A 23,364-nucleotide genomic window follows, 5' to 3' on the forward strand; every position below is an offset into this window, starting at 1 on the left:
CAGAGAGGGGGTGCCTCAATACTCGCTTAGAAGAGCTTCCACAAACTCGTAGCTGGAAAAAGGCCGCAGATCTTCTAGCCCCTCGCCGGCGCCGATAAAGCGGATGGGCAGGTTCATCTGCTGCGTAATGGCCAGGGCAATCCCCCCCTTGGCGGTGCTATCCAGCTTAGTCAGGATCACACCGCTCAACTTGGCAGCCTCGGCAAACACCTCGGCTTGGCGCAACCCGTTTTGCCCTTGGGTGGCATCCAGCACCAGAAGGCTTTCTACTTTGGCTTCGGGAGCTTTTTTATCGACGATGCGGCGGATCTTGGCTAGCTCGTCCATCAGGTTTTTCTTGTTTTGCAGACGGCCTGCCGTGTCCACCAACAGCAGCTCTGTGCCCCTGGCCTTGGCGGCTGTGATGGCGTCAAAGACCACTGCTGCCGGATCGGCATTGGGAGAGGGATTGGCGATTACCTCTACCCCTGCTCGCTCTGCCCAAACCTTGAGCTGCTCCACAGCAGCAGCCCGGAAAGTATCAGCAGCAGCAATCAGACAGCGGTATCCAGACTTGCGGGCGACATGGGCAATTTTGCCAATGGTGGTGGTTTTGCCCGCCCCATTCACCCCGACAATCAGCCAAATGTTGAGCGTGTCCCGTTGTGGGGCAAAGGTGGGATTCCCCACCGTCAACATCTGCCGCATCTGCTGCTTGAGGTATTTGACGGCCTCCTCTGGGGGCACCACCTCCTCTCGCATGCGCTTTTGTAGGGCTTGGATGATCTGCTCGGTGGCGTCGATCCCCACATCGGCCTGCAGCAACAGGGCCTCAATTTCTTCCACAGCCTTCTGATCCAGAGGGCCGCGGCCTACCAGGGCTTTCAACTGGTTGATCAGGTTAAGGCGGGTTTTGCCCAAGCCTCGCCGCAGCTTTTGCAGCCAGGAGATTTCCTCAACGGAAATCTCTTCCGGTTTGCGCCCTTGAGCCGCCAGGATCTCGGCTGACCAGCGGAAGCCCTCATCGAAGACCAGCTCTTCCGGCCCCGTCTCTGGAGAGGGAGCAACGGCTGGAGTCACCGGCTCGGGTTTGGGCTCATCCACGGCGCTGGCTTGCAGGGCTTGGAGACGCTCAGCAGCACGGGGAGCCAGATCAAAAAACGAGGGAGCTGCCGCCGGCTGCACAGGGGGCGATTCTGGAGATGCTGGTTCTTGTGTTGGAGTGGAGGACTGGACGGGTTCACGGGGTTCTGCTTGGGCAAGTGGGCCGGAGTCCTCAGTCGAGGCCGGTGGCTGCAGCTGGACGGATTCTGCTCGCGCAGGCGGGGCGGACTCCTCGGTTGCCGGTGGGGCTTGGGCAGCGGTACGGGCCTTCAGGTTGGCATAGGCGGCTTTGGCAAAAGCCAAATAGTCTTCAGGGGAGATCTCCGCCGGTTCTGTGGCTGGCGCGGGGGCTGGTGGCGAAGACTCCGCTTCACCAGGAGAGTCGGTAGAGTCGGTATAGCGGCGGCGAAACCAATCGAAGGCCATAATCCCATCTCCAGCCTGGCTGATCTTTATCCAGTTTGACAGAGCAGCTCTCCTGCTAGAGCGCAGCCCTGGGGAGCTCATCCCTGCTCAATGGGGATCCCCGTTAGCGGGACGAGGTCCTTTCCAACCCTTCCACCCGCACAAACCCAATCACCTGCAACTGGTCAGGCTCTATCTCTAGGCTGAGCACCCGCATCAGGATCCCAATCTCTTCCAGCTCTTGCAGGTCAAGCACCTCATTGAGCCCGCCCAAAAACGCTGCTGAGATCTCATCGGGAACCCGCACAGAACCGATCACAAACTCCGGATTCTCCAGCTTTAGGCTGCGCCCTTCTTCCACGCGGATCCCGGTGTTAAACACCACCTCCACCGCTCGCGTTAGCGGGACGGAGTCCTTTTGCTCAGTACCGCCGTCTTTCTCCACCAAGAGGGCAGAGAGCTGAATGCGGCTGGGATCCGAAAACTCGACTCGAGGCTGACGCAGATCGAAACGGCGAGCTTCCCTTCCCGCTCCCCCAAAGGGCAGATCGGCGCGGATATCCTGAAACTGGCGGAGCACCTCTGGCTTGTTGAGGGCAGCATTCAAGTCCTCTTCCCGCACCACCACCCGTACCGCCGCTTGCAGAGGTCGCGCCAGGCGCAAGGGAGCCCCCTGGAAAAAAGAGGGGTCAATTGCCACCGGATCGGTTTCCAGCTCCAGAAGCTCGATGCGGGGAAAGGGCGCTCGATAGAGCCCGCGACCGGCAATCAGCAGGCGATCCGCTTGGCCATTCAGCAGTCGGTAATTGGGCTGGCTTTGAATACGCACCTCCAAAACCTCTGCCCGATCCAACTGATCCAGCAAAAGCTGCCGCGCCGTCTGATCCGCCAGATAGCCCGCTCCTCCTCCCAAGCTCGCCAACAGCCCCAAGAGAACCGCCAGGATCTCCATGATCACTAACTGGATGTGCCCCAACCCAGGTTAGCAAGGGGATCCCTGGCCCCCCTTGGGGATCTGGGCTAGCGCAGCACCTTGAGAGGGCTGGCCTCAATGGGTCGGTTGCCCATAAAGGTTTTGGCAATTTTCAGGCCATCGGCCATTATCGGCCGATTGAGCGCGGGGTCATGGATGAATTTGGCGCCAGAGGCAACCGTTGGGCGTCCCTCCCCCCAAGTGTCCACGACTTTGAGAGTTGCAGCAGCAACTGGACGTCCGTCGGCATAGTAATCCACCACTTTCAGGGTCGAAGCCCCGACCGGACGGTGGTCAATCTCAATTTCGCTGAACTTGACAGGGCTGGGAAACACGGGCGGGCCGGATTTCTCCCCCAGCAGTACCGGCATCTGAGCAGCCGCAGAGGCCCCATCAGCAGGCAGGGGAGCCAGGTTTAGAGCGTTACCCGTTTGCGTTAGCGGGAGGGCGTCCTTTCCCATAGAAGAAGCCTCTTGCTCTGGAAGCGTGCCGGAATGACCATTTGGAACGGCCATAAGAATCTCCTGAGTTGGTAGAGATAATGAACAAAACAGGACGGGAAAGGGCAGGAAGCTAGATCCCAGCGGAGCGCTGCAGAAGAGGGATACCCTTGGCAAGGCTAAAGGTTGGCCTCCCCAAGTTCAAATGAGTGAGACTGAATCTCGAATCTAAAGATATTCTAAACCAAAGTTTGGCATGGGATCCGCCGGCTGTGACCCAACGGTTCCTGAGACGATGCCGGCCAGTCGCGTTAGCGTTGCGCAGCTATGACGTCCTCTTCGCTTCAGCCACTCCCTGGCAAAATCCAAAGCGGACGGTACACTAGTGAGTTAGCAAAGTCTATGGCAGGGATCCCCTATTCCTATTGGCGCTGGGCAAGGTGGGCTACACCGGCTCTGTGGGTGTTGCTTCTTTTGTCTGCTCCTGCGGCTTGGGCTTCTGCCCCGGATGCGCCCCCATTTGACTTGGGTGTCGTCCGCTCCCGTTCTTTGCCGTGGAGACATCCTCTCCTTGTTCCCGAGCAGAAGGATCCCATCCCAGCCACTCGCGTTAGCGGGACGGAGTCCTGGGTTGGGGTCGAGGTGACAGAGCATCCCTTTCTGGAGTTCACCCTTGAAGAAAGCAACGCAGCTATTGCCCTATTCGGCTGTGATTGCCCGGCCCACCTCAACCAGTTGCGGAGACTGCGTGGCCTGCCTTTGCTGTGAAGCATAGCTCCACCAGTAGCCATCCCCGACCAAGAAACACAGGAAGTCATCAAGGCCAAAGATTGGGAGCGAGGGCCATTTCAGCCGGCCTTGGGCAGAAGGGATCCCCCTGGGCCGGGTTAGGGCAAGGCAGGGATTACCGGCAGGATCTCAATCTCGGTGCGTTGGGTTTGTTCGGGGGATCCGGAGGGCCAAATGGAGCCGCCGGAGCCGCGGAGTGGAACAGTCTGACCGGCTGGGCTGACCATGCCGTGCTGAATGATGAGCTGGTTGAGGCGGGCAATGCGCTCCGAGACAGGGGGATGGGTGCGCAGGAACTCTGGCACAGATCCGCGGGATTGCAACTTGGCCAAAAATTGCGGCATGCCCTGCGGGTCAAACCCGGCGCGATAGGCTGCCCCCAGACCTTTTTCATCGGCGATAAACTCGTTTTCACGGCTCTGCGGGCGCCGTACTCCCAATTCCAGGGCCAGAGCGGCCAGGGTACTGTCGTTGAGCCCCAACAATTGAGCCCCAAACTCGGCAGTGGCAGCCTGCTGCAGTTGTTGCAGGCCGTGGCGTTCGCCGATGTGGGCCACCTCGTGGGCCAGCACGGCGGCAATCTGGTCGTCGTTGTCGGCGGCTGCGAGGGCACCAGTGGTGATGTAGACAAAGCCTCCCAGTGTGGCAAAGGCGTTGATGTCGGGATCTTCCACCACTTGAAAGGTGTAGGGCAGATGGGGCCGTTCGCTGTGGGCGGCCACCCGTTGGCCAATGCGGTTCACCCGCTCGACCCAGTAGGGATCCGAACTGAGGCGAAGTTGTCCCCGCGCTTTCAGCTAGAAATCGCAGGAGCCCCGCACTGTACCCGTAGGTTCAGTGTTGGGAGGAATGCGCTTTGATGAAGTATAATGGACCTTAATGGTGCAAGCGTAATTGCGCTTTTTGGGGCTGCTGTAAACCAGCCTAGAGGTCCGTGGTTGGCTTGCCAACTGCAGGGCTACTGAAAGCCCGCCCTGTACCGCTTAGCGGTCAGAGTCGGGTAGTTTACTTGTCGATCGATCTGGCGGCCTAAGCTCACCTCTTGGGCATCGTTCAACTGGCTCACCTGCAGCCACTGAAGGCCATGAATCAGCAAACGGCCCAGATCTTGGGCATGGGCAGGGGATCCCATCCCAGATGCCGCAAGAATGCTGAGTAGGGCAATGGCGACCGGTCTCACCGCGCGAGAACTCCACCCCTTGGAGAGGAGAGGATCCTGTCCTGCTGGCGCGAGCAGCCTGAGGGTGTGGCGAGGTTTCAACATCAGGAATTGGCTCCATCAAGTACCCTCAAGTTAGCGATCCCGAAGCAAGATTGTCCTGCCACCCAAGCGAAACCGCTTTGCTATCAAGGGCAACCGCCGAGAGAGTTTCCCCTGGCTTGGGGGAATGGAATAGGATAGGGCTCTATATTCAGGCAGACGTTTAAGGGCGGTCATGACGGGATCCCCTACATGGAACCCTGAAATCTCCCCATCTCCAGACTCCTGGGCCACGGGCAGCGTTTACTTTCGGTCGGATGCCCAGGGGATCCATCTGCACTTGCCCAGCACCTTGCCTTGGGAGGAGCTTTGGGAAAACCTGGTTTGGCAGTTGCGCAGCCGCAAACCCTACTGGGCCGGAGTCGCTCCCCTCACCCTCTGGAGCCAGCAGCGAGAGCTGGACATGCCCACCCTACAACTTCTTGCTGCCCTATTGTCTCAGCATGGACTGCAACTGTGGCGCGTTCAAACTCGATCCCGCTCGACAGCGATTGCAGCAGCGACGTTGGGGTATTCTGTGGAGCAATCTTCCCTTTTGGGGGCAGTTCCCCCTGCTCCCCCAGACACCACACCTCTGTACCTACGTTCGACGGTGCGCTCTGGCATGTCCGTGCGTCACAGGGGCTCGGTATTCCTGTTAGGGGATCTCAACCCCGGCGGCGAGATCATTGCTGGAGGAGATATTTGGGTTTGGGGACGCTTGCGGGGCCTGGTTCACGCGGGGGCCGACGGCGACAAGGGAGCTGTAATTTTGGCTTTGCAGTTGGAGCCCACTCAGTTGCGCATTGCCGATCAAGTGGCCCGTCCGCCAGAAGGTGGATCCCTGCCCAACACCCCTGAAGTGGTTTACCTGCAGGAGGATGTCATCTGCGTCGCCAGCCTTCAGGATTTTCTGCGGAGAGGAGTATGAGCCGAGTCATTGTCATAACCTCTGGTAAAGGTGGAGTCGGCAAAACCACCGTGACGGCCAACCTGGGCACTGCCCTGGCGCGCTTGGGTCGCTCGGTGGTGGTGGTGGATGCAGACTTTGGCCTGCGCAACCTGGATTTGCTGCTGGGGCTGGAGAATCGGGTGGTGTACACAGCCCTAGAGGTGATCGCCGGGGAGTGCCGCCTCGAGCAGGCTTTGGTGAAAGACAAGCGCACCCCCCATCTCTCGCTGTTGCCGGCAGCCCAAACCCGCAACAAAACGGCGGTGCATCCGGATCAGATGCGCCAGTTGATCGAGAAGCTGGCCAGCAGCCATGACTACGTGCTGATCGATTGTCCGGCAGGGATCGAACAAGGGTTTCGCAATGCCATCGCCGGAGCCAACGAGGCCATCATCATCACCACCCCAGAAGTGGCAGCGGTGCGGGATGCAGATCGCGTGGTGGGCCTGCTGGAAGCTGCACAGATTTCATCGACTCAGCTGATTGTCAACCGCCTGCGCCCGGACATGGTGGCAGCCGGCCAGATGATGTCGGTGGAAGATGTGGTGGAGGTGCTGGCCATCCCGTTGGTGGGTATTATTCCAGAAGACCGCGAGGTGATCGTCTCCACCAACAAAGGGGAGCCCCTGGTTCTCTCCGCCAATCCAACTCTGGCTGCTCAGGCCATCCAGCGCATTGCCCGACGGCTAGAAGGGGAAGCGGTGGAGTTTCCCAAGCTGGCCAGCTTGAGCGAGTCTTTTTGGGAGCGGGCCAAACGGTTTTTAAACCAAAAGGTGCTCTGACAACTGTTTTGTCGTTTTTCCCCACTTTATCCAGATTGGAATGGCAATTTTGACCTGTTTACAACTGAGTAACAAAGCCAACAAAACCTATGCTCCTCGATTTTTTGGATCAGCTTTTTTCTCGGCACTCCGGCAACAGCCGCCAGCAAGCCAAGCAACGGTTGAAGCTGATCTTGGCCCATGACCGCGCTGACCTCACCCCGGCGGCGCTGGAATCAATGCGCCTGGAGATTTTGGGGGTGGTGTCCCGCTATGTGGAGCTGGATTCAGAAGGGATGCAGTTTCACTTGGCCACGGAAGGGGGAACGACTGCTCTTATTGCCAATCTGCCTATCCGTCGCGTTAAGCCCTTAGAGACCGGTCTCAGCCGCTCAGAAGGCGAGAAAGCCTAGAAGGGGAGATTTCTGGCAGCATGTTAATTGGCCTTCATTCCAACAGGGCTCCCAATGCCAGAGTGGTCGTCAAGCTCGCTCTGTGATAGGTTGAGGTAAGTCGTGTGTACTGTAGAAAGAGTGGAGCTGGGTGTAGCTTTTGCAACTTTATGGAGCCAGCACACAGAGATTAACTAAATGTTAACTCTGCATGTTCGAGCTCATGAACTGCTGACGTGATGGGCAGAGCCCCCTTGACAATTGGAGACTTTCCAGCAGTCTGTATTGGCGTTAGCGTTGCGGAGTAATAACGACGTTAACGATGGAAACAAAACGATGGAAACAATGAGAGGGTTGGCGTTCAGTAGCTGGAAAGGTAAGGGCTCCGTCCCGCTATTGCGTTCGGTTAAGCCTCAATATGCAAGATTCATTTGAGCTGACGATCCTGTTTACGCTAGCCCTGGTGGCTGGGATCGCTGCTCAGGTGCTGGCCAATTTTGTCAAAGTGCCCAGCATTGTATTCCTGCTGCTGTTTGGCCTGTTGCTGGGGCCAGATGGTTTGGGCTGGGTTCATCCCCAAGTCATGGGATCCGGGCTGGAAGCGCTGGTGTCGTTGGCGGTGGCTCTGATCTTGTTTGAGGGGGGACTGAACCTGCGGCTGCAACGTCTCAATCAGGTATCCGATAGCCTGCGCAATTTGGTTTTGTTGGGATCCCTGCTGACCTTGGTGGGGGGAGCGGCAGCAGCTCACTATCTGGGGGAGTTTCCCTGGCGGCTGGCTTTTTTGTTTGGATCCCTGGTGGTGGTGACGGGGCCGACGGTGATCAACCCTATCCTGAAGCGGGTACGAGTCGATTCGGCAGTCAGCACCCTCCTGGAAGGAGAAGGGGTGCTCATCGATCCCATCGGGGCCATTTTGGCGGTGGTGGTGCTGCAGGTGGTGCTCTCTGGCCATCCCAGTTTTCTCATGGCCTTGGAACAGTTGTCCAGCCGTCTGGCCATCGGGTCGGCGGTGGGAGCGCTGGGGGGCTGGCTGATGGGATCCTTCCTGCTTTGGTCGCGGCAGTTTTTAACCGAGGAGCTGCGCAACTCGGTGGTGCTGGCGGGGGCCCTGGGGGTGTTTGCCTTGGCCCAGTCGCTGCGATCGGAGGCGGGGCTGATGGCGGTGGTGATGGCGGGCCTGGTGGTGCGGCAGAAGGCGGCCATTGCCGAGCGGGGTGTGCGGCAGTTTCACGGCCAGTTGGTGGTGTTGGCCATCTCTGTGATCTTTATCCTGCTGACTGCCACGCTCTCCCTCAAGGCGGTGTTTGCCCTGGGCTGGGGATCCCTGGCCACAGTGCTGTGTTTGATGCTGGTCATCCGTCCCTTGAGTGTGTGGCTGTGTACCTGGCGCAGCGACCTGAATTGGCGGCAGAAGCTGTTTGTGGCTTGGCTGGCTCCTCGGGGCATTGTGGCGGCTTCGGTGGCCTCCTTGTTTGCCATTCTGCTGACAGAACGGGGCATTACTGGGGGGGATGCCCTCAAGGCGCTGGTGTTTTTGACCATCTCGGTGACGGTGACGGTACAGGGGCTGACCGCGGCTTGGGTGGCCCGTTGGCTGGGTCTGGATCAGGGCAGTTCCACCATAATCATCGGCGATCATCCCCTCACCAACCAATTGGCCCAGTTGATGCGCTCGCTCAACCAGACGGTCGAGGTGATCCCGTTGGTTTCTGGGTCTTCCAAAAATGGGCACGGCAGCTACAAAGCTCCCCACCCAACAGACGGTAAGGACTCCATCCCGCCATCCCGTAAGTCCTCCACATCCCTGTCAGGAACGCCGAAGCGTCGTCCAGCAGATGGCTTGCCCCCACAACTTCATTCCTCTGACGGCAACGGCACCCACAAGTCTGCCCCAAGCCAGGAAGTCGGCAAGCCAGAAGCCATCCCCGGATCCCTGCAGGAAGCTGTACTGAACGAGTCTGCTTTGTTGAAGGCCGATATCGACCATGCGGAAACTCTGTTGATCCTGACTCTGGATCCGCAGGTGAACTGGGCCATTGCCGAGTTGATGGTGAAACTCTCGGTTTCGGCCACCATCTGGACGGTGTTGCTGCCGGATATGCCCATCTCAGAAGGGATCCGCACCTTGCAGCCTTCCTTCCCCCAACTGCAGCGCTGGGCCGGCTATCTGGAGGCCAACCGGGCTGAGCTGCGCTCGATCACCCTACCCACGTTGGCAGACCTGGGCCTGCCTCTCCCTTTATCGCTACGTGACGCTTCTGCGAATGCGGCCTCAACCCTGCCGGAGGCAGTGCGGAGCAATAGAGCTGATGTCTTGACGGCTCAAGAGTCGTTCCCGACAGCGGTGCGGAGCGCTTTTTCAGCACCAGCGCTGCCCAATCCCTTCCTGGCCCAGATGGGACTGGAGGATCCCACCCTTGAACGGCTGCGGGATCAGTTTGCCTATCGAATCAAAGCCGATCTATGCCTGCCCTTGTTGTTGGTGCGCCCGCAGCGGCTGAGGAGCGGCTCATCTCGACCGGGTCGGCTCTTCTACCTGCCTGAGCCAGACATTTGGCGACGCGGGGATCGCATCTACTACCTGGAGCGCGTTTCCAGCCCTGTGGATGCCGGTGCTCTCTCCGCCAAAGAGTCTGATTCCCAAGAATGGGATCCGTCGGCAGCCGTTCGCGTTCGCGACAGCGGTGCGGAGCACAACAGTGGGATAGAGTCTTTGGTGCTGCCCCAGTATGTTGAGGGCGTCAAGCTCCACTTTGATCTCTAGCCAGCCAGCGGCCACTGGGGATGAGGGAACACCCCTGCACCTGCTCAGGCCGACCCAGATAAACCCAGGCAAAGGTGCCGCTATCCAGTTGCACCCACTGCCGTTCGTACACCCGCGGGTGGTCTTCCAGCTCGTCCAATCGGGGCAATAGACTCAAGGGGATGCGGTAGCACTCGCCGTAGAGCCGGTTTCGGCCACGAACTGCCATCGGGTAGGGGCCGAGACTGTAAAGATCAATGTGGTTGAGGCTGTCTGTCCCCAAAAATTCTGCCCCCTGCAGCAAGCTGTGGTATTGGCCGCCCCGCAGCAGGGATCCGTAGACAAAAACCACTGTGGTCGGTTGCATAGCGTTGCGGAGTAATACAGCTGCTTCACAGTGCCTTGAAAATTAGGGAGATTGCGTCCATTTTTGGCCAATGCGCGGCTCCGACCCGGCCAGTAGGCGCTCGATATTGCGCCGATGAGCACCGATCACATACACCCCGCCCGCCAACGCAAACAACAAATAGGGCAAAGGTTGAGCTGTTGCCCACATCACCACCGGAGCCGCCACTGCCGCCAGCAGGGAGCTGAAGGAAACGATGCGGGTGAGGGCGAGCCCCAGCAGCCAGACGCCGAAAGTTGTCAGGGCTACCGGCCAAGCCATAGCCAACAAGATCCCCAGGCTGGTGGCCACCGATTTGCCCCCCCTGAAGCCCAGCCAGCAGGAACGGCTATGGCCGATCACTGCGAACAATGCCGCCAAAACCACCCACCACGCGGATCCCAAGGCCGATCCCAGAGCCACTGCTGCTGCCCCCTTGGCAGCATCCACCAGCAACACCAGCAGGGCGGGCCCCTTGCCCAACGTCCGCAACACATTGGTTGCTCCGGTAGAGCCGGATCCCTGTTGGCGAATATCGATGCCTCCCCACCAACGACCTACCCAGTAGCCGGTTGGAATGGATCCCAGGAGATAGCCCCCCAGCGCAGCGAGAAGAGTGGTAAGGAATGCAGGCATGGCAGGATCTTGAGCGCTCCTCCCTCACTTTGCCACAGGGTCTGAGCTGCAGCCGGGATCTTGCCCCGTCCAGGAGCTTTTGGCTGTTTGCGGCCTCGTCTGCAGCACCGTCACGGTTTCCCTTAGCACCGTCGCGTCAACGTTGTGGAGCAACATAGGGCGCTGCAGACATAGCAACAACCCCGGCAGAGGCGGGACGGAGTTCTTTCTCTAAATATCGCTCTAGATATCGAGGGCTGTCAGATCCAAATGGGCACTGTGGGCCTCAATAAACTCCCGTCGGGGGCCAACGGCATCTCCCATCAAGATGGTGAAAATGCGATCCGCCTCCACCGCATCTTCGATGGTGATTTGTTTGAGGGTGCGCGTTGCCGGGTTCATGGTGGTCTCCCAAAGTTGTTCAGGCATCATTTCCCCCAGACCCTTGAACCGTTGGATGGTGTACTTGGCGTTGGCAGGCAGCCCCCGCAGGATCTGGTCTTTCTCGGCGTCGCTGTAGCAATAGCGAACATTGTTGCGGCCCCACTCGATTTTGTAGAGCGGCGGACAGGCGATATAGACATAGCCCTGTTCCAGAAGCGCCTTTTGATAGCGGTAGAAAAAGGTCAGCAACAGGGTGCGAATGTGGCTACCGTCCACATCGGCATCGGTCATGAGGATGATGCGGTGGTAGCGCAGTTGGCTGGGATCAAATTCATCGCCTTTAACTCCCAAACCCAGCGCTGTGATCATCGCCTGAATTTCGGCGTTTTTGTAGATCTTGGCGGGATCCGCCTTTTCAATGTTGAGGATCTTGCCGCGCAAGGGCAACACCGCCTGAAACTGCCGATCCCGACCCTGTTTGGCGCTGCCGCCTGCAGAGTCGCCTTCCACCAAATACACCTCAGACTCCGCCGGGTCGCGGCAACTGCAATCGGCCAACTTCCCCGGCAGCGTGGAAGATTCCAGGGCAGATTTGCGCCGCACCAATTCTCTGGCCCGCCGGGCTGCCTCGGCAGCATTGAAGGACTGGATGGCCTTATCGACGATCCCCCTGGCCACGTTGGGGTTGAACTCCAAGTACTCCGCAAGCGCTTCGGAGACGAGGGTTTGCACAATGCCCCGCACCTCGGTGTTGCCCAACTTGGTTTTGGTTTGCCCCTCAAACTCGGGGTTAGGCACCTTGACCGAGACGATGGCCGTCAACCCCTCGCGCACATTTTCTCCAGCCAGGTTGCTGTCGGAATCTTTCAGCTTGTTGAGTTTGCGGGCTTGGCTGTTGATGGTGAGGGTGAGAGAGGTTTTCAGGCCCTCTAGGTGGGTGCCTCCTTCGCTGGTGCGGATGTTGTTGGCAAAGCCAATCAAAGTATCGGTGTACACATCCGAGCACCACTGCAGGGCCACTTCCACCTCCACGCCATCCCGCTCCCCTCGGATGTAGATGATGTCGGAGTGGATGGGCGTTTTTTCGTGGTTGATGAAGGCCACATATTCCTTGATGCCGCCTGCATATTGATAGGTTTCGCAGTGAGGCGGATCCCGCCGCAGATCGCTGAAGGTGATTTTCAAGCCGGCATTGAGGTAGGCCAATTCGCGAAAGCGGGCCGCCAATACGGCATAGTCAAACTCTCGCTCGGGAAAGATCAGCCCATCCGGCTTGAAGCGCACCTCTGTACCCCGCCGGTTGGATCCCTTGGGTTGGGGTTCAGATTTCAGGGATCCCACCACCGCCCCGCGCTCGAAACGTTGAAAGTAAACCTTGCCCTCTCGCCAAACCGTCACCTCCACCCATTCGGAGAGGGCATTCACCACCGACACGCCCACCCCGTGCAGCCCACCGGAGACTTTGTAGCCGCCACCGCCAAACTTGCCCCCCGCGTGCAGCACCGTCAGCACCGTAACCAGAGCCGACTGCCCGGTTTTGGGGTGGATGTCCACCGGAATGCCGCGGCCATTGTCCAAAACGGATACCGAGCCGTCGGGATGCAGGCTGATCTGAATATCATTGCAATAGCCGGCCAGGGCCTCATCCACAGAGTTGTCCACCACCTCGTACACCAAATGGTGCAACCCCTTCGGCCCAGTGGAGCCAATGTACATGCCAGGGCGTTTGCGCACAGCCTCCAAGCCTTCCAAAACTTGGATCTGCTCTGCACCGTAGTTTTCCGTCATTCCCAACTCCAATCCCGAGGAAGGCTCCCGGCCAAGATCAACAGAAACCCAGAAAAATTGACCTTAAAGGCCAGGAATCAGCTTATCATCAAAAAACTGTCCCCATGATAGCACAAAAGGCTAGAACGGCCACACAGACGCTTCTGAGGGCCAAGTTCAGGATGGGATGCAGGTACGGAAGTCAGGCCGTCTTGCCGAACTCTAACCCAGAAAGCTCTCCACCAGCCCCGGCGGCGGCTGCACGTGCAGTGCGCCTTTTTCCAAGTCCACGACAGGCACCAGGGCTTTCACAAAGGGGATCAACACCTGCCGATGGTCAGAGGTCGTTATCTCCAGCACATCCTGGCCGGCTGCCAAAATCCCCGAAACCTGTCCCAGCAGCTCCCCTTGGTGATAGACGGCCAAGCCGATGAGATCGCGGTAGTGGTACTCTTCCGGCTGCAAGGGCAAGCGGTGGGAAGCCGGCACCAGCAGCCTAGCCCCCACCCAGGTCTCAGCCACCGTTCGATTGGGGATCCCTTCCAGTCGCACCAAATAAAGACCCTTAGCCGGGAAAAACTGCCCCTCGATTAAGGGGTGCAGCAGGGGCTCGGGATCCGTATCCCGCTGCAACCAGCGTGGTCCAGGCTCTGTGAAGCGCTCTGGAAAATCCGACCAGCACCTAACCCGCAGCCAGCCCCGCAAGCCGTGGGCCGCCACCACCTGTCCCACCAGCAGCCAATCGGGATCCCGGGCCATCATGGTCGGTCAAACTCAGTCGAGCCGCGGAAAGTCCACTTCGGTTGGGAAAGAAGCCGGGGTACGCAGCTTCTGAGAGGCCGCCGCGCGAGATCCTTCCCCACCCTTGGCCACGTCCACCATGGAGAGCAGCCCTTGCAGGGTGCCAGGGATCGAATTGGGATCCATGAAGATTACCTTGGCGCTGGGACTGCTGCCTACCTTGAAGCCCATGTCGATATAGTTTTGCGCCATCAGGTATTGCAACGCATTGGCTGCCTCTGGATTCTCTTGCAAAGTGGCGGCGATGGTCTTGATGGCTTCAGCCGTGCCCTCAGCCAACAGCAGCCGCTCCCGTTTCTCCGCTTCTGCCCGCAATAGCTGCGCCTTGGCGGCCCCAGCCGCTTGGTTGATGCTGGCCTGCTGCTCCCCTTCTGATTTCAGAATGGCGGCCCGCTTCTCCCGCTCGGCAGCCATCTGCTTTTCCATCGAGTCTTGCACAGTCTTAGAGGGTTGAATGTCCCTGACTTCCACGCGCGTGATCTTGATCCCCCAGGGATCTGTGGCCTCGTCCAGCTCTGTCAAAAGGCGGGCGTTGATCTCGGCGCGGGAGGAAAAGGTTTGATCCAAATCCATGCGGCCAATCTCTGCCCGCAGAGCCGTCAGCACCAGGTTAACCAAAGCCCGCTGCACGTCCTCCACCGCATAGCGGGCCTTGATCATGTCGGTGATGCGCCAGTAGACCACCGCATCGGCCATCAAAGAGACGTTGTCGCTGGTGATGCACTGCTGAGGAGGCACGTCCAACACCTTCTCGCGGATGGTTTCCTGGAGCACAATCCTATCGATAGGGGGAAGAATAAAGTGCAATCCTGGGGTCAGCTTGCGATGAAACCTGCCCAAACGCTCCACCAATGCCTCATACCCCTGGCTGATGATTTTGACCGAGTTGAACAGGTAGCCGACAAAGATCAGGGCAATGGCCGCTAAGATACCTGGCATAGGGCTTTTCTCCTAAGGGGGAGTTCAGTCCCCATTCTAGACGGTTGCTGGGACTGCTCCCTTCACTTGGATCACGCCTCAACAGAAATGTGGTGGACTCAGCAGGATAAGCAGTCCTCGGAACATATAGAGTTTCTTAAGATTTTTCAGGCCGCAGCCAACGACCTGAGATCACCCGGCAAAAAGCTCGTGAGGGGATCCCGTCTATGAAACTGAGCAGCAGGAATCTAGAGGTTGGTTTGGGCAAAATCTATGACGTGATTGTGGCCGGAGGGGGAGCAGGGGGGTTGTCGGCGGCAATCTATCTGGCTCGTTATGGATTGAGTTGCCTGGTGGTGGAGAAGGGCAGAGGCCGCTCTTTTTGGATGCAGGATTTGCGCAATTATCTGGGATTGCCTCCGACCACTCCCGGACGAGAGCTGTTGCGACAGGGAACAGAGCACGCCCTCAGTTTAGGGGTAGATTACCTGCGCGGTTTTGTGGAAGATGCCACCGATGAGGGAGACCTCTTTGCGGTCAAAGTCAAGGTGGGAAAAGTTAACAGCCTCTACCCCATTTTTCGGAGCAAATATCTGATTGCAGCAACCGGCATTATGGACGAGCTGCCTCGGTTGTCGGATATGCAGAATGTTTACGACTACGCCGGCTATTCACTGCATGTCTGTATGATCTGCGACGGCTATGAAATGCGGGATCAAAAGTCAGTGTTGATCGTCAATTCGGAAGATCGGATCAATACAGCTTTTGTCCTCAACTGGTTTACACCCTATATCTCGGTGTTGACCCACGGCCTCTGCTCGGTCGGCCCCGACATGCGCAAAAAACTGGCGGATCATGGCTACCCCCTCTACGAATCTCCTATTCGCCGCTTTCTTGGAGAAAACCATCAATTGCAGGGTGTGGAGTTGGAAGATGGCACTTACATCGAAGCAACTACCGGCTTGGTGGCGATGGGCGCCAGATACCACAATGCCTATTTGAAAGGGATCCCCGGCTTGAAATGGCAAGGGGAAAACCTGCTGACCGACGAGTGGTGTCGCACTGCCCATCCGCGGCTGTTTGCACTGGGCGATTTGAAGCAGGGCCTGAACCAGGTGGCGATTGCAGTTGCCGATGGTACCTTAGCTGCCACAGCCATTTGGCGGGACATCCGACGGGCCTCACCTGCACGTAAATGGGAAGAGCGCCTGCTCTCGCCACCCAGAAGCCCAGCAGGGCCTTCCGGATCCTCACTAAATTGATGGGCTCTATCGAGCTTGGGTGGCTTCTGTCCTATGATTGGTTGCGAAGGCTTAAGCCATTCCTATGCACTCTCTGAAAGCGTTGATATTTTGCCTGGTTTTCCTACTGGTTGGACTGATCTACTACTGCACGGTAGAGGCCCAGCCTCTTTTTGAGCTGAACCTGACGGCCACCTCGGAATACAACCTCATTCTCCCCATCGAAAGCATTCGGGTGGTGCGCGGTGCCAATCCCCAAGATTTGCTCATTTATCTATCAGCTCCTTCGGCAGCCTGGATCCATCAAGAAGAGGTGAACGGGCATTATGTGATCGACATCCCCTACGGAGTCATTACCCATACAACAACCGTCGAGGTCGCTTCGGATCTGCTCTATCGGCTGAGCTGGGGCAACCAAAATGAGCAGACGGGGCGTTTACTGATTACCCCTGCTCCCGCTCATGTGCAGGTGTTTCTGCAGCATGGCTGGATCCCGGATCCCGACTTTCTCGATCCGGCGGAAAACAGCCAACCTTTGCAACTGCCCTTGGAAGAAATGCTGGGGCCTTTACTGGAAGTGCCACCTCGTTCTGCCTTTCTGACCATTGACGATGGCCCCTGGCCCCAATCCACCCCCCGACTTTTACAGGTTTTGGATGATCTTCAGATCCCGGCCACTTTCTTTGTTATCGGCACCCACGTTTCCCGATTTCCTGAATTGGCTCAATTGATCCAGGCCCATCACCACACCATAGCCAATCACACTTTTACCCACGATTATCAACGTCTCTACGGAAGCAACGAGCTGTTTTATGCTGAGGTGGATCAGACAACCCAACTGCTCAAAACGCTGAACTTGGATCCCCAACTGGTTGTTCGCCCACCGGGAGGTTTTCGCCTAGACTCTGCTTTGCGCCATTCTCTAGAGCAGGCAGGGTATCGCGTTCTTTACTGGAACATGAGCGCAGAAGATGCCTACGCCGGCCAAAGTGCAGCCCAACTTTTGGAGCGCATTCGAGCCCAGTTGCCGGCGATCCAGGCTTCCGATCAGCCCCTGGTTTTGCTGCTGCACGATCGCTGGCCCCACACCGCAGAGGCCCTGCCGGATATCGTCGCCGCCATTGAAGGGGCGGGCTATCGCTTTTTGCCCTGGCCGGCCATCAGGGATCCCGTTTGAAGGGCTGGCAACAGGTTTTCTGGCTTGAGGACTCCGACCCGCCTTTGCCGGCTGGGGATGTTCAAAGAAGGGCTGCATCTCGCTCAGCTCAGCAACGTTGCCCAGAGATAACGGAGGCCTGTGCCTTGACAAGCTTTTCCCCAAGTAGCACATTGAAAGTTTACAGGACTTGGCTGCGGGCCGAGGAAGATGAGCGAGAGGACATTATTCGATAAGGTGTGGGATGCCCATACGGTGCGGATTTTGCCCTCTGGGCAGACGCAGTTGTTCATCGGCCTGCACCTAATTCACGAGGTGACCAGTCCGCAGGCTTTTGCCATGCTGCGGGAGCGTCATCTGCCGGTTCTGTTTCCCGAGCGGACGGTGGCCACCGTGGATCACATCATTCCCACCGACAACCGGGCACGGCCTTTTGCGGATCCCTTGGCAGAGGAGATGATCCAGGAATTGGAGCGCAATTGCCGGCAATACGGCATCCGCTTCTACAACAGCGGCTCCGGTCGGCAGGGGATCGTGCATGTGATTGCCCCGGAGCAAGGGTTAACTCTGCCGGGGATGACCATCGCCTGTGGGGACAGCCACACCTCTACCCACGGGGCCTTTGGGGCCATTGCTTTTGGGATCGGCACCAGCCAGGTGCGAGACGTATTGGCCACCCAAACTTTGGCTTTGTCCAAGCTCAAGGTGCGCCGCATTGAGATCCACGGCAAGTTGGGGCCGGGAGTTTACGCTAAGGATGTAATTCTGCACATCATCCGCAAGCTGGGGGTCAAAGGCGGGGTGGGCTACGCCTACGAGTATGGGGGCAGCGCCATTGAAGCCATGAGCATGGAAGAGCGCATGACCCTCTGCAACATGTCCATCGAGGGAGGGGCCCGCTGCGGCTACGTCAACCCCGATGGGGTGACCTTTGAGTATTTGCGGGGGCGAGAGTTTGCCCCCCAGGGATCCGATTGGGAAGAGGCGGTAGCCTGGTGGAGAAGCCTGGCCAGCGATGGCGATGCCCGCTACGACGATGTGGTGGTCTTCCAGGCCGCAGATATTGCGCCGACGGTTACTTGGGGGATCACCCCCGGCCAAGGGATTGGGGTGGATGAGCGGATCCCTGCCCCCGAGGATCTGCCGGAAAGCGAGCGGGAACTGGCCAAAGAGGCCTACGCCTACATGGACTTGCAGCCGGGGGATCCCATTGTAGGGACACCGGTGGATGTCTGCTTCATCGGCAGTTGCACCAATGGCCGCTTGAGCGACCTGCGGGAGGCAGCCAAGATTGCCAAGGGGCGGCGGGTGGCCCCAGGGGTGAAGGCGTTTGTGGTGCCCGGCTCAGAACGGGTAAAGCAGGAAGCAGAACAGGAGGGCTTGCGGGAGATCTTCGAGGCGGCGGGGTTTGAGTGGCGGGATCCCGGTTGCTCCATGTGTTTGGCGATGAACCCGGATCGGCTGGTGGGGCGCCAGATCAGCGCCTCTTCTTCCAACCGCAACTTCAAGGGCCGCCAGGGATCCCCCAGCGGGCGCACCCTGCTCATGAGCCCGGCCATGGTGGCAGCAGCGGCAGTCAGCGGCAAGGTGGTGGATGTGCGGACACTGCTTTAACCAACCGTCTCTCAGGCATAGCGGGGACTGGATTTGAACCAGTGACCTTCGGGTTATGAGCCCGACGAGCTACCAGGCTGCTCTACCCCGCGGCGCTTTTCTAGCCTAGCTTGTCCTCCGGCTAACCGGCAAGCCTACACCTTGAGTTTCGCCGGGCATTCTCTTCGGGGATCCCCGTCGCACCTGGATGAGCTGGGCGGTGATGCTGATGGCAATCTCGGCGGGGGTTTCGGCGTGGATCTCCAGACCGATGGGGGCAAAGAGCCGACTGAAGGCGGTCTCCGGGATCCCTTCCTGGGCCAGGGTTCGCAGTACGGTTTGTACCCGCTTGCGGCTGCCGATCATCCCCAGGTAGTGGGGGGTCAGGCCGGAGTGGTAGATGGCCCGCAGGATTTGGCAATCGAGGCTGTAGCTGCGGGTCACAAGAGCGATGTAGAGCTGCGGGATCCTGTGCAGATGGGGGATAAGTTGGGCAAAGGGTTCTGAGCACAGCCGCTCGGCAACGGGAAAGCGCTGAGGGGTTACCCAGTCCGGGCGATCGTCCTGAACCCAAATGCGAAAGCCGGCCAAATGGGCGATCTGGGCCAGGGACAGGCCGCAGTGGCCCGCTCCGACGATCAGCAGGGTGGGGGAAGGGAGGAGGGGCTCGACCCAGGATCCCGCGAGGAGCTGTGGGCGGGATGGCAGGGGGGCAAAGTGCTCCGCACCGCTGTCGCTAAGGCTGAGGTAGGGGAACCCCTGAGGATCGAGGGGGGTGATCAGCCAAGCCCTTTGCCCTTGGGTCAGAGCCTGGAGGATCTGGGCCGCCAACGTTTGGGCAAGGGATCCCTGCCATCGCTGTAGCCAAATGTGCATCCGTCCCCCGCAAACGCCCAAGGGAGGGCTGTTGAGATCGAGGGAAACCGGCATCCCAGCCGGCCAGGACTCCGTCTTGCCGAAGTGCTCCGCGCTGCTCTCGCCATCGCCAACGGGAACGGCAGCCTGCAAAAGGGTTTGCGCTCGGGCAATGACTTCCGCTTCGGCAGCTCCACCGCCAATGGTGCCCAACAGGGTGCCATCGGATCCCACGGCCAGTTTTGCCCCCGCCTGGCGAGGCACAGATCCCTGGGTGCGGATCACGGTGGCCACCACCAGCGGCCCGCGGGAGAGCATATCTGCCAACTGTCGGTAAAAGGTCTCGTCCACCTCAGCCTCGGTTATGCCTACGGCACCCTAGCGGGAACGGTCAGGGACTCAATGATCAAGAAAGCCCCTCTAGGATGGCCTGATGGAAGGCAACCCGGAAAGCCTGGAATCCGTTCTCCTGCCGACCGTGGTAGACGGCGTTGGTGAGCAGCGCCACCACCAGTTCCCGCTCTGGATCGATCCACAGAGAGGTTCCGGTGAAGCCGGTGTGGCCGAAGGCGCTGGGGCTGAACGGGGAGCTGCTGGCCAAGGGATCGGGAGAGCGCAAGGCAAACCCCAAACCCCGGCGCTCGTGACAGCAGTGCGCATCCCCTTGCTGAGGCAACTGCTCGCGGGTCATTTCCCTCACCGTTTGGGGCTGCAGCAGGGATCCCGTCAAAAAACTCTCTCCGAAAGCGGCTACTTCCTCTGCCGTGGCGAATAGTCCGGCATGGCCGGCGATCCCGCCCAGGCGGGCGGCATTTTCGTCGTGAACCTGCCCCTGTAGGCGGCGCTTTCGCCAAGGACACAGCTCGGTGGGGGCACAAGAGACAGAGACAGGGGGTGGGTCGAAAGGATCCCCCGGATAAAACTGAGTTTGGCTCAGGCCCAGAGGCCGCAAGATCCGGGCATGCAAGATCTGATCCAGAGGGGTTCCGCTCAGACGTTCCAAAGCCAGCCCCAGCAGGATCAATCCAAGATCGCTGTAGACTGTGCGGGATCCTGGTCTGTAGGCCAAAAAGGTGTGCAAAGCCATGTGCCGGGCCGATTCGGCATCGGGCTGTCGAAAAAGGGGCCGCCAGGCGGGCAAACCGGCGGTGTGGGCCAGCAACTGCCGCACCGTCACCTGTTCTGTTGCAACAAGCTGGCCTAAGGATTCCGGTTCCACAGCAATCCATTTCCCCGGCTGCAGAGGATCTTCATAGGGGGCAATGGGGCGGGATCCCTGAAACTCCGGCAACAGGAGACTCACCGGTTGATCCAACAGCAACACTCCGGCTTCCACCAGGGCCATGCAGGCGGTGGCGGTGTAGAGCTTGGTCAGCGAGGCCAGGTCAAAACGGGTGGCCGAGGTTGTTGGTTGGCGCCGGGTCTCAGGGTCGAGATAACCTGCCGCCCTTGAGTAAATACACCTTCCCTTGTGGCGGATGGCCACTTGGGCAGCGGGGAAAAGGTGCGGAATGGCAGAGTTGAGCAGCCCCTCCAGCAAGGCTGGATCCCAACCCATCTGCTTCTCCTCCTGGCTTGGGGATCCCCAGTCCAACAAACAACTTGTAACGGTGTTTACAAAAGCCTACCGCTTCCCCAGCTAGGATGCCACCACGGCAGGCTACATCATCAAGGGATCCCAGGTGCGGCTGGAGTTGTTGCAAGCCTTTTTGAACGTGGTGGAAACGGGCAGCTTTTTGGCCGCTGCTCGCCTCAGCGGTCTGACCCAATCGGCCATTAGCCGCCAGATCCAGGCCCTGGAAGAAGCAGTGGGCGCTCCGCTGTTGCATCGCAAAAGCCCGGTGGCTCTAACCGTAGCTGGGGAACGGCTTTTGCCCCATGCCCGTCGCATCTGTCAGGAATGGCAGCGGGCTCAGGAAAGCATTCGAGAATGGCTGCAGGGCCAGCAAACTGAGCTCTGCATTGCTGGGATCCATTCTCTGATCGCCCATCAACTGCCGCCGGTGCTGCAACAGTTTTGCCGGGAGTACCCAGAGGTGCAGTTGCGGGTTACCGCTCTAGGCAGCGACCGCGCCTTGAAGGTGCTCAGGGATGGGCTGGTGGACGTGGCCCTGGTGATGGAGAATCCCCTGATGACCCGGGGGGCAGAACTGGTGGTGGAGCCACTGTACTCGGAGCCGATTCAAGTGTTGATGCCCGCCACCCATCCCCTCAGCCGCTACGAGCGGATCCCCTGGAAGGTGCTGGCAGAGTATCCCCAGGCTGTGTTCAAAGATGGCTATGCCATGCGCTCCTTGGTGGGATCCCATCTGGCCCGACAGGGGCTTCCCCTGAAAGCAGCCCTGGAACTGAACACCTTGGATGCCTTTCGGGGGGTGGTGCGACAGGGGCAGCTCATTGCCCTCCTGCCGGAGTCGGCCCTGGTGGACTGCTGCGCCGATCCGGATTTGCAGGTGCGGCCCACCGAGCCCCCCCTCTTGAGGCGACAGGTGGTTATGGTTACCACCAGCGATCGCTATCGGATCCCTCCCATTCGCCGGTTTTTGCAGTTGGCCGCCCAGCTGATTAGGCAGTCTGGTAATGCTGAGCCTGCTTCCGGCGCAGATCCCCATTGGCCCTCTGCTGGGCTGTTGTCGGTTTTGTAGAGACCTTTTGTAGAAATTTCTGGTCAAATACCCATATCGGTAGTTTCAAGTGTTCCGCCCTTATCTCCCCCTATCCTGAGTAGCCCAGCGCTCCCGACCGCCGATGCTATGAGCCAAGAGTTTCGCGAGCTGTTGAAAAAAATCGGCAGCGGCACCCACACCCACCAGGATCTCAGCCGGGCAGAGGCCGCCAGCGCTGCTCGAATGCTCCTGCGGGGGGAGGCCACTCCCGCCCAGATCGGGGCTTTTTTAATTGCCCACCGCATCAAGCGCCCCACTGCCGAGGAGCTGGCCGGTATGTTGGATGCCTATGCAGAGTACGGCCCTCTTCTGCCCCGGCAGGATCTGCCTCATCCCTTGATCATCTTTGGCCATCCCTACGATGGCCGCTCGCGGACGGCACCGCTGGGGGTGCTGGTGGCTTTGCTGCTGGCAGCGGCAGGGTCAGCCGTTTTGCTGCATGGCTCTGGCTTCTGTCCCACCAAGTATGGGCTGCCCTTGGAAGCGGTGTGGCGGAGCTTGGGGGTGGATTGGCGAGGGCTATCCCTGGAGCGGGTGGGGCAACTGCTGGAACAAACCGGGCTGGGATTTTTGTATTTGCCCACCTGTTTTCCCCAGGCTCAGGCTCTGATGGACTACCGGGATCAAATCGGCAAGCGCCCCCCCTTGGCCACCTTGGAGCTGGTCTGGACGCCCTACCAAGGCCCCTTTCACCTGGTGGCCGGCTATGTGCATCCTCCCACCGAGGCCACGATGCTGGAGCTGTTTGCCCTGCGGGAGATTCGGCAATTTACCACCGTCAAAGGTTTGGAAGGCAGTTGCGACCTGCCGCGGGAACGGGCGGCCATTCTCAACCAGGGCGGGAAACGGCTGCTCTTGAAGGCTCGCGATTGTCACTTGGCAGGCCCGGAGATTCCCCTCTCCGGCGAGAAAGAGCTGCTCCAACAGATGCAGCAGGTGCTCAGCGGGGATCCCTGTGAACTCACCCCAGCCGCTCTCTGGAATGGGGGTAGCTATCTGTGGCTCCTCGGCCACGCCCCATCCTTGCCAGAAGGGATCCAACAGGCGGAAGACCTGCTTCGCTCTGGACGGGTGATGGAGAAGCTGAAACAACTGATCCGGGTGATCGACCTCTCCTAGGGCTGGGATCCCCTGTTTCGATGACTAGAGTCAAGCTCTCCAGCCCAGGAAAGAAAGCCCCCCGGCCAGCTCCAGGGGGCGAG

The 23,364-nt window shown here is 59.2% G+C and carries 22 protein-coding genes and 1 tRNA gene; 10 read left to right on the forward strand and 13 right to left on the reverse strand.

Features of this window, described 5'->3' with window-relative positions:
* Positions 1 to 15: 15 nt before the first annotated feature.
* The 3 genes from ftsY to NW840_RS09500 form a co-directional block, all read right to left on the reverse strand.
* The gene (gene ftsY, locus NW840_RS09490) at positions 16 to 1,509 is read right to left on the reverse strand and encodes a signal recognition particle-docking protein FtsY (RefSeq protein WP_414343863.1); all 1,494 of its coding nucleotides are present in this window, start codon (positions 1,507 to 1,509) and stop codon (positions 16 to 18) included.
* Between the two features lie 103 nt (positions 1,510 to 1,612).
* Positions 1,613 to 2,440 (reverse strand): DUF2993 domain-containing protein, encoded by an 828-nt coding sequence (locus tag NW840_RS09495; protein WP_414343865.1) that lies wholly within the window; start codon positions 2,438 to 2,440, stop codon positions 1,613 to 1,615.
* Between the two features lie 68 nt (positions 2,441 to 2,508).
* Entirely contained in the window at positions 2,509 to 2,976 is a 468-nt protein-coding gene (locus tag NW840_RS09500) for a hypothetical protein (RefSeq protein WP_011431981.1), read from the reverse strand.
* Positions 2,977 to 3,303: 327 nt separating this feature from the next.
* Here NW840_RS09500 and NW840_RS09505 point away from each other — a divergent pair, with 327 nt between their 5' ends.
* On the forward strand, positions 3,304 to 3,669 hold the full coding sequence (locus tag NW840_RS09505; RefSeq protein WP_414343867.1) for a hypothetical protein: 366 nt from the start codon (positions 3,304 to 3,306) through the stop codon (positions 3,667 to 3,669).
* Positions 3,670 to 3,788: 119 nt separating this feature from the next.
* Here the strand turns inward: NW840_RS09505 and NW840_RS09510 are convergent, their stop codons facing one another.
* Both NW840_RS09510 and NW840_RS09515 read right to left on the reverse strand, forming a co-directional pair.
* Entirely contained in the window at positions 3,789 to 4,433 is a 645-nt protein-coding gene (locus NW840_RS09510; protein ID WP_414343869.1) for a M48 family metallopeptidase, read from the reverse strand.
* A 215-nt stretch (positions 4,434 to 4,648) separates the two neighbouring features.
* The gene (locus NW840_RS09515) at positions 4,649 to 4,954 is read right to left on the reverse strand and encodes a hypothetical protein (protein ID WP_414343871.1); all 306 of its coding nucleotides are present in this window, start codon (positions 4,952 to 4,954) and stop codon (positions 4,649 to 4,651) included.
* A 172-nt stretch (positions 4,955 to 5,126) separates the two neighbouring features.
* On the opposite strand from NW840_RS09515, the gene minC reads away from it, so the two are divergent.
* From minC to NW840_RS09535, 4 genes are all read left to right on the forward strand, one after another.
* Entirely contained in the window at positions 5,127 to 5,861 is a 735-nt protein-coding gene (minC, locus tag NW840_RS09520) for a septum site-determining protein MinC (RefSeq protein ID WP_414343873.1), read from the forward strand.
* Positions 5,858 to 6,664 (forward strand): septum site-determining protein MinD, encoded by an 807-nt coding sequence (minD, locus tag NW840_RS09525; protein ID WP_414343874.1) that lies wholly within the window; start codon positions 5,858 to 5,860, stop codon positions 6,662 to 6,664. The genes minC and minD overlap by 4 nt, the downstream gene beginning before the upstream one ends.
* A gap of 89 nt (positions 6,665 to 6,753) precedes the next feature.
* Positions 6,754 to 7,056, forward strand: a complete 303-nt coding sequence (gene minE / locus NW840_RS09530) for a cell division topological specificity factor MinE (protein WP_011431985.1) — start codon at positions 6,754 to 6,756, stop codon at positions 7,054 to 7,056.
* Positions 7,057 to 7,453: 397 nt separating this feature from the next.
* Positions 7,454 to 9,802: a cation:proton antiporter gene (locus tag NW840_RS09535; RefSeq protein ID WP_414343875.1), complete on the forward strand. Its 2,349-nt coding sequence runs from the start codon at positions 7,454 to 7,456 to the stop codon at positions 9,800 to 9,802.
* On the opposite strand, the gene NW840_RS09540 is transcribed toward NW840_RS09535, so the two are convergent.
* From NW840_RS09540 to NW840_RS09560, 5 genes are all read right to left on the reverse strand, one after another.
* Positions 9,780 to 10,148: a gamma-glutamylcyclotransferase gene (locus NW840_RS09540; protein WP_414329655.1), complete on the reverse strand. Its 369-nt coding sequence runs from the start codon at positions 10,146 to 10,148 to the stop codon at positions 9,780 to 9,782. The two genes, NW840_RS09535 and NW840_RS09540, sit on opposite strands and share 23 nt — an antisense overlap.
* A 42-nt stretch (positions 10,149 to 10,190) precedes the next feature.
* Positions 10,191 to 10,802: a glycerol-3-phosphate 1-O-acyltransferase PlsY gene (gene plsY / locus NW840_RS09545; protein ID WP_414343876.1), complete on the reverse strand. Its 612-nt coding sequence runs from the start codon at positions 10,800 to 10,802 to the stop codon at positions 10,191 to 10,193.
* 222 nt (positions 10,803 to 11,024) lie between these two features.
* The gene (gene gyrB / locus NW840_RS09550; protein ID WP_414343877.1) at positions 11,025 to 12,953 is read right to left on the reverse strand and encodes a DNA topoisomerase (ATP-hydrolyzing) subunit B; all 1,929 of its coding nucleotides are present in this window, start codon (positions 12,951 to 12,953) and stop codon (positions 11,025 to 11,027) included.
* A 201-nt stretch (positions 12,954 to 13,154) separates the two neighbouring features.
* On the reverse strand, positions 13,155 to 13,694 hold the full coding sequence (rimM, locus tag NW840_RS09555) for a ribosome maturation factor RimM (protein ID WP_011431990.1): 540 nt from the start codon (positions 13,692 to 13,694) through the stop codon (positions 13,155 to 13,157).
* 12 nt (positions 13,695 to 13,706) lie between these two features.
* The gene (locus NW840_RS09560) at positions 13,707 to 14,672 is read right to left on the reverse strand and encodes an SPFH domain-containing protein (protein ID WP_414343879.1); all 966 of its coding nucleotides are present in this window, start codon (positions 14,670 to 14,672) and stop codon (positions 13,707 to 13,709) included.
* Between the two features lie 206 nt (positions 14,673 to 14,878).
* Between NW840_RS09560 and NW840_RS09565 the strand changes: the two genes are divergently transcribed.
* From NW840_RS09565 to leuC, 3 genes are all read left to right on the forward strand, one after another.
* Positions 14,879 to 15,913 (forward strand): NAD(P)/FAD-dependent oxidoreductase, encoded by a 1,035-nt coding sequence (locus NW840_RS09565; protein WP_414343880.1) that lies wholly within the window; start codon positions 14,879 to 14,881, stop codon positions 15,911 to 15,913.
* 64 nt (positions 15,914 to 15,977) lie between these two features.
* A complete protein-coding gene (locus NW840_RS09570; RefSeq protein ID WP_414343882.1) occupies positions 15,978 to 17,069 on the forward strand; it encodes a polysaccharide deacetylase family protein in 1,092 nt (363 codons plus the stop codon).
* 189 nt (positions 17,070 to 17,258) lie between these two features.
* Entirely contained in the window at positions 17,259 to 18,662 is a 1,404-nt protein-coding gene (gene leuC / locus NW840_RS09575; RefSeq protein WP_414343883.1) for a 3-isopropylmalate dehydratase large subunit, read from the forward strand.
* Between the two features lie 18 nt (positions 18,663 to 18,680).
* Here the strand turns inward: leuC and NW840_RS09580 are convergent.
* From NW840_RS09580 to NW840_RS09590, 3 genes are all read right to left on the reverse strand, one after another.
* A tRNA-Met gene (locus NW840_RS09580) sits at positions 18,681 to 18,754 on the reverse strand.
* 13 nt (positions 18,755 to 18,767) lie between these two features.
* Positions 18,768 to 19,847, reverse strand: coding sequence for an XdhC family protein (locus NW840_RS09585; RefSeq protein WP_414343884.1), 1,080 nt, complete (start codon positions 19,845 to 19,847; stop codon positions 18,768 to 18,770).
* A gap of 55 nt (positions 19,848 to 19,902) precedes the next feature.
* Positions 19,903 to 21,054, reverse strand: coding sequence for a serine hydrolase domain-containing protein (locus NW840_RS09590; protein ID WP_414343886.1), 1,152 nt, complete (start codon positions 21,052 to 21,054; stop codon positions 19,903 to 19,905).
* A gap of 124 nt (positions 21,055 to 21,178) precedes the next feature.
* Between NW840_RS09590 and NW840_RS09595 the strand changes: the two genes are divergently transcribed.
* Entirely contained in the window at positions 21,179 to 22,141 is a 963-nt protein-coding gene (locus NW840_RS09595; RefSeq protein ID WP_414343887.1) for a LysR family transcriptional regulator, read from the forward strand.
* Between the two features lie 108 nt (positions 22,142 to 22,249).
* Positions 22,250 to 23,281 (forward strand): anthranilate phosphoribosyltransferase family protein, encoded by a 1,032-nt coding sequence (locus tag NW840_RS09600; protein ID WP_414343889.1) that lies wholly within the window; start codon positions 22,250 to 22,252, stop codon positions 23,279 to 23,281.
* Positions 23,282 to 23,364 lie beyond the last annotated feature (83 nt).

The sequence above is a fragment of the Synechococcus sp. R5-13 genome, assembly GCF_047462015.1.
Lineage (GTDB): Bacteria > Cyanobacteriota > Cyanobacteriia > Thermostichales > Thermostichaceae > Thermostichus.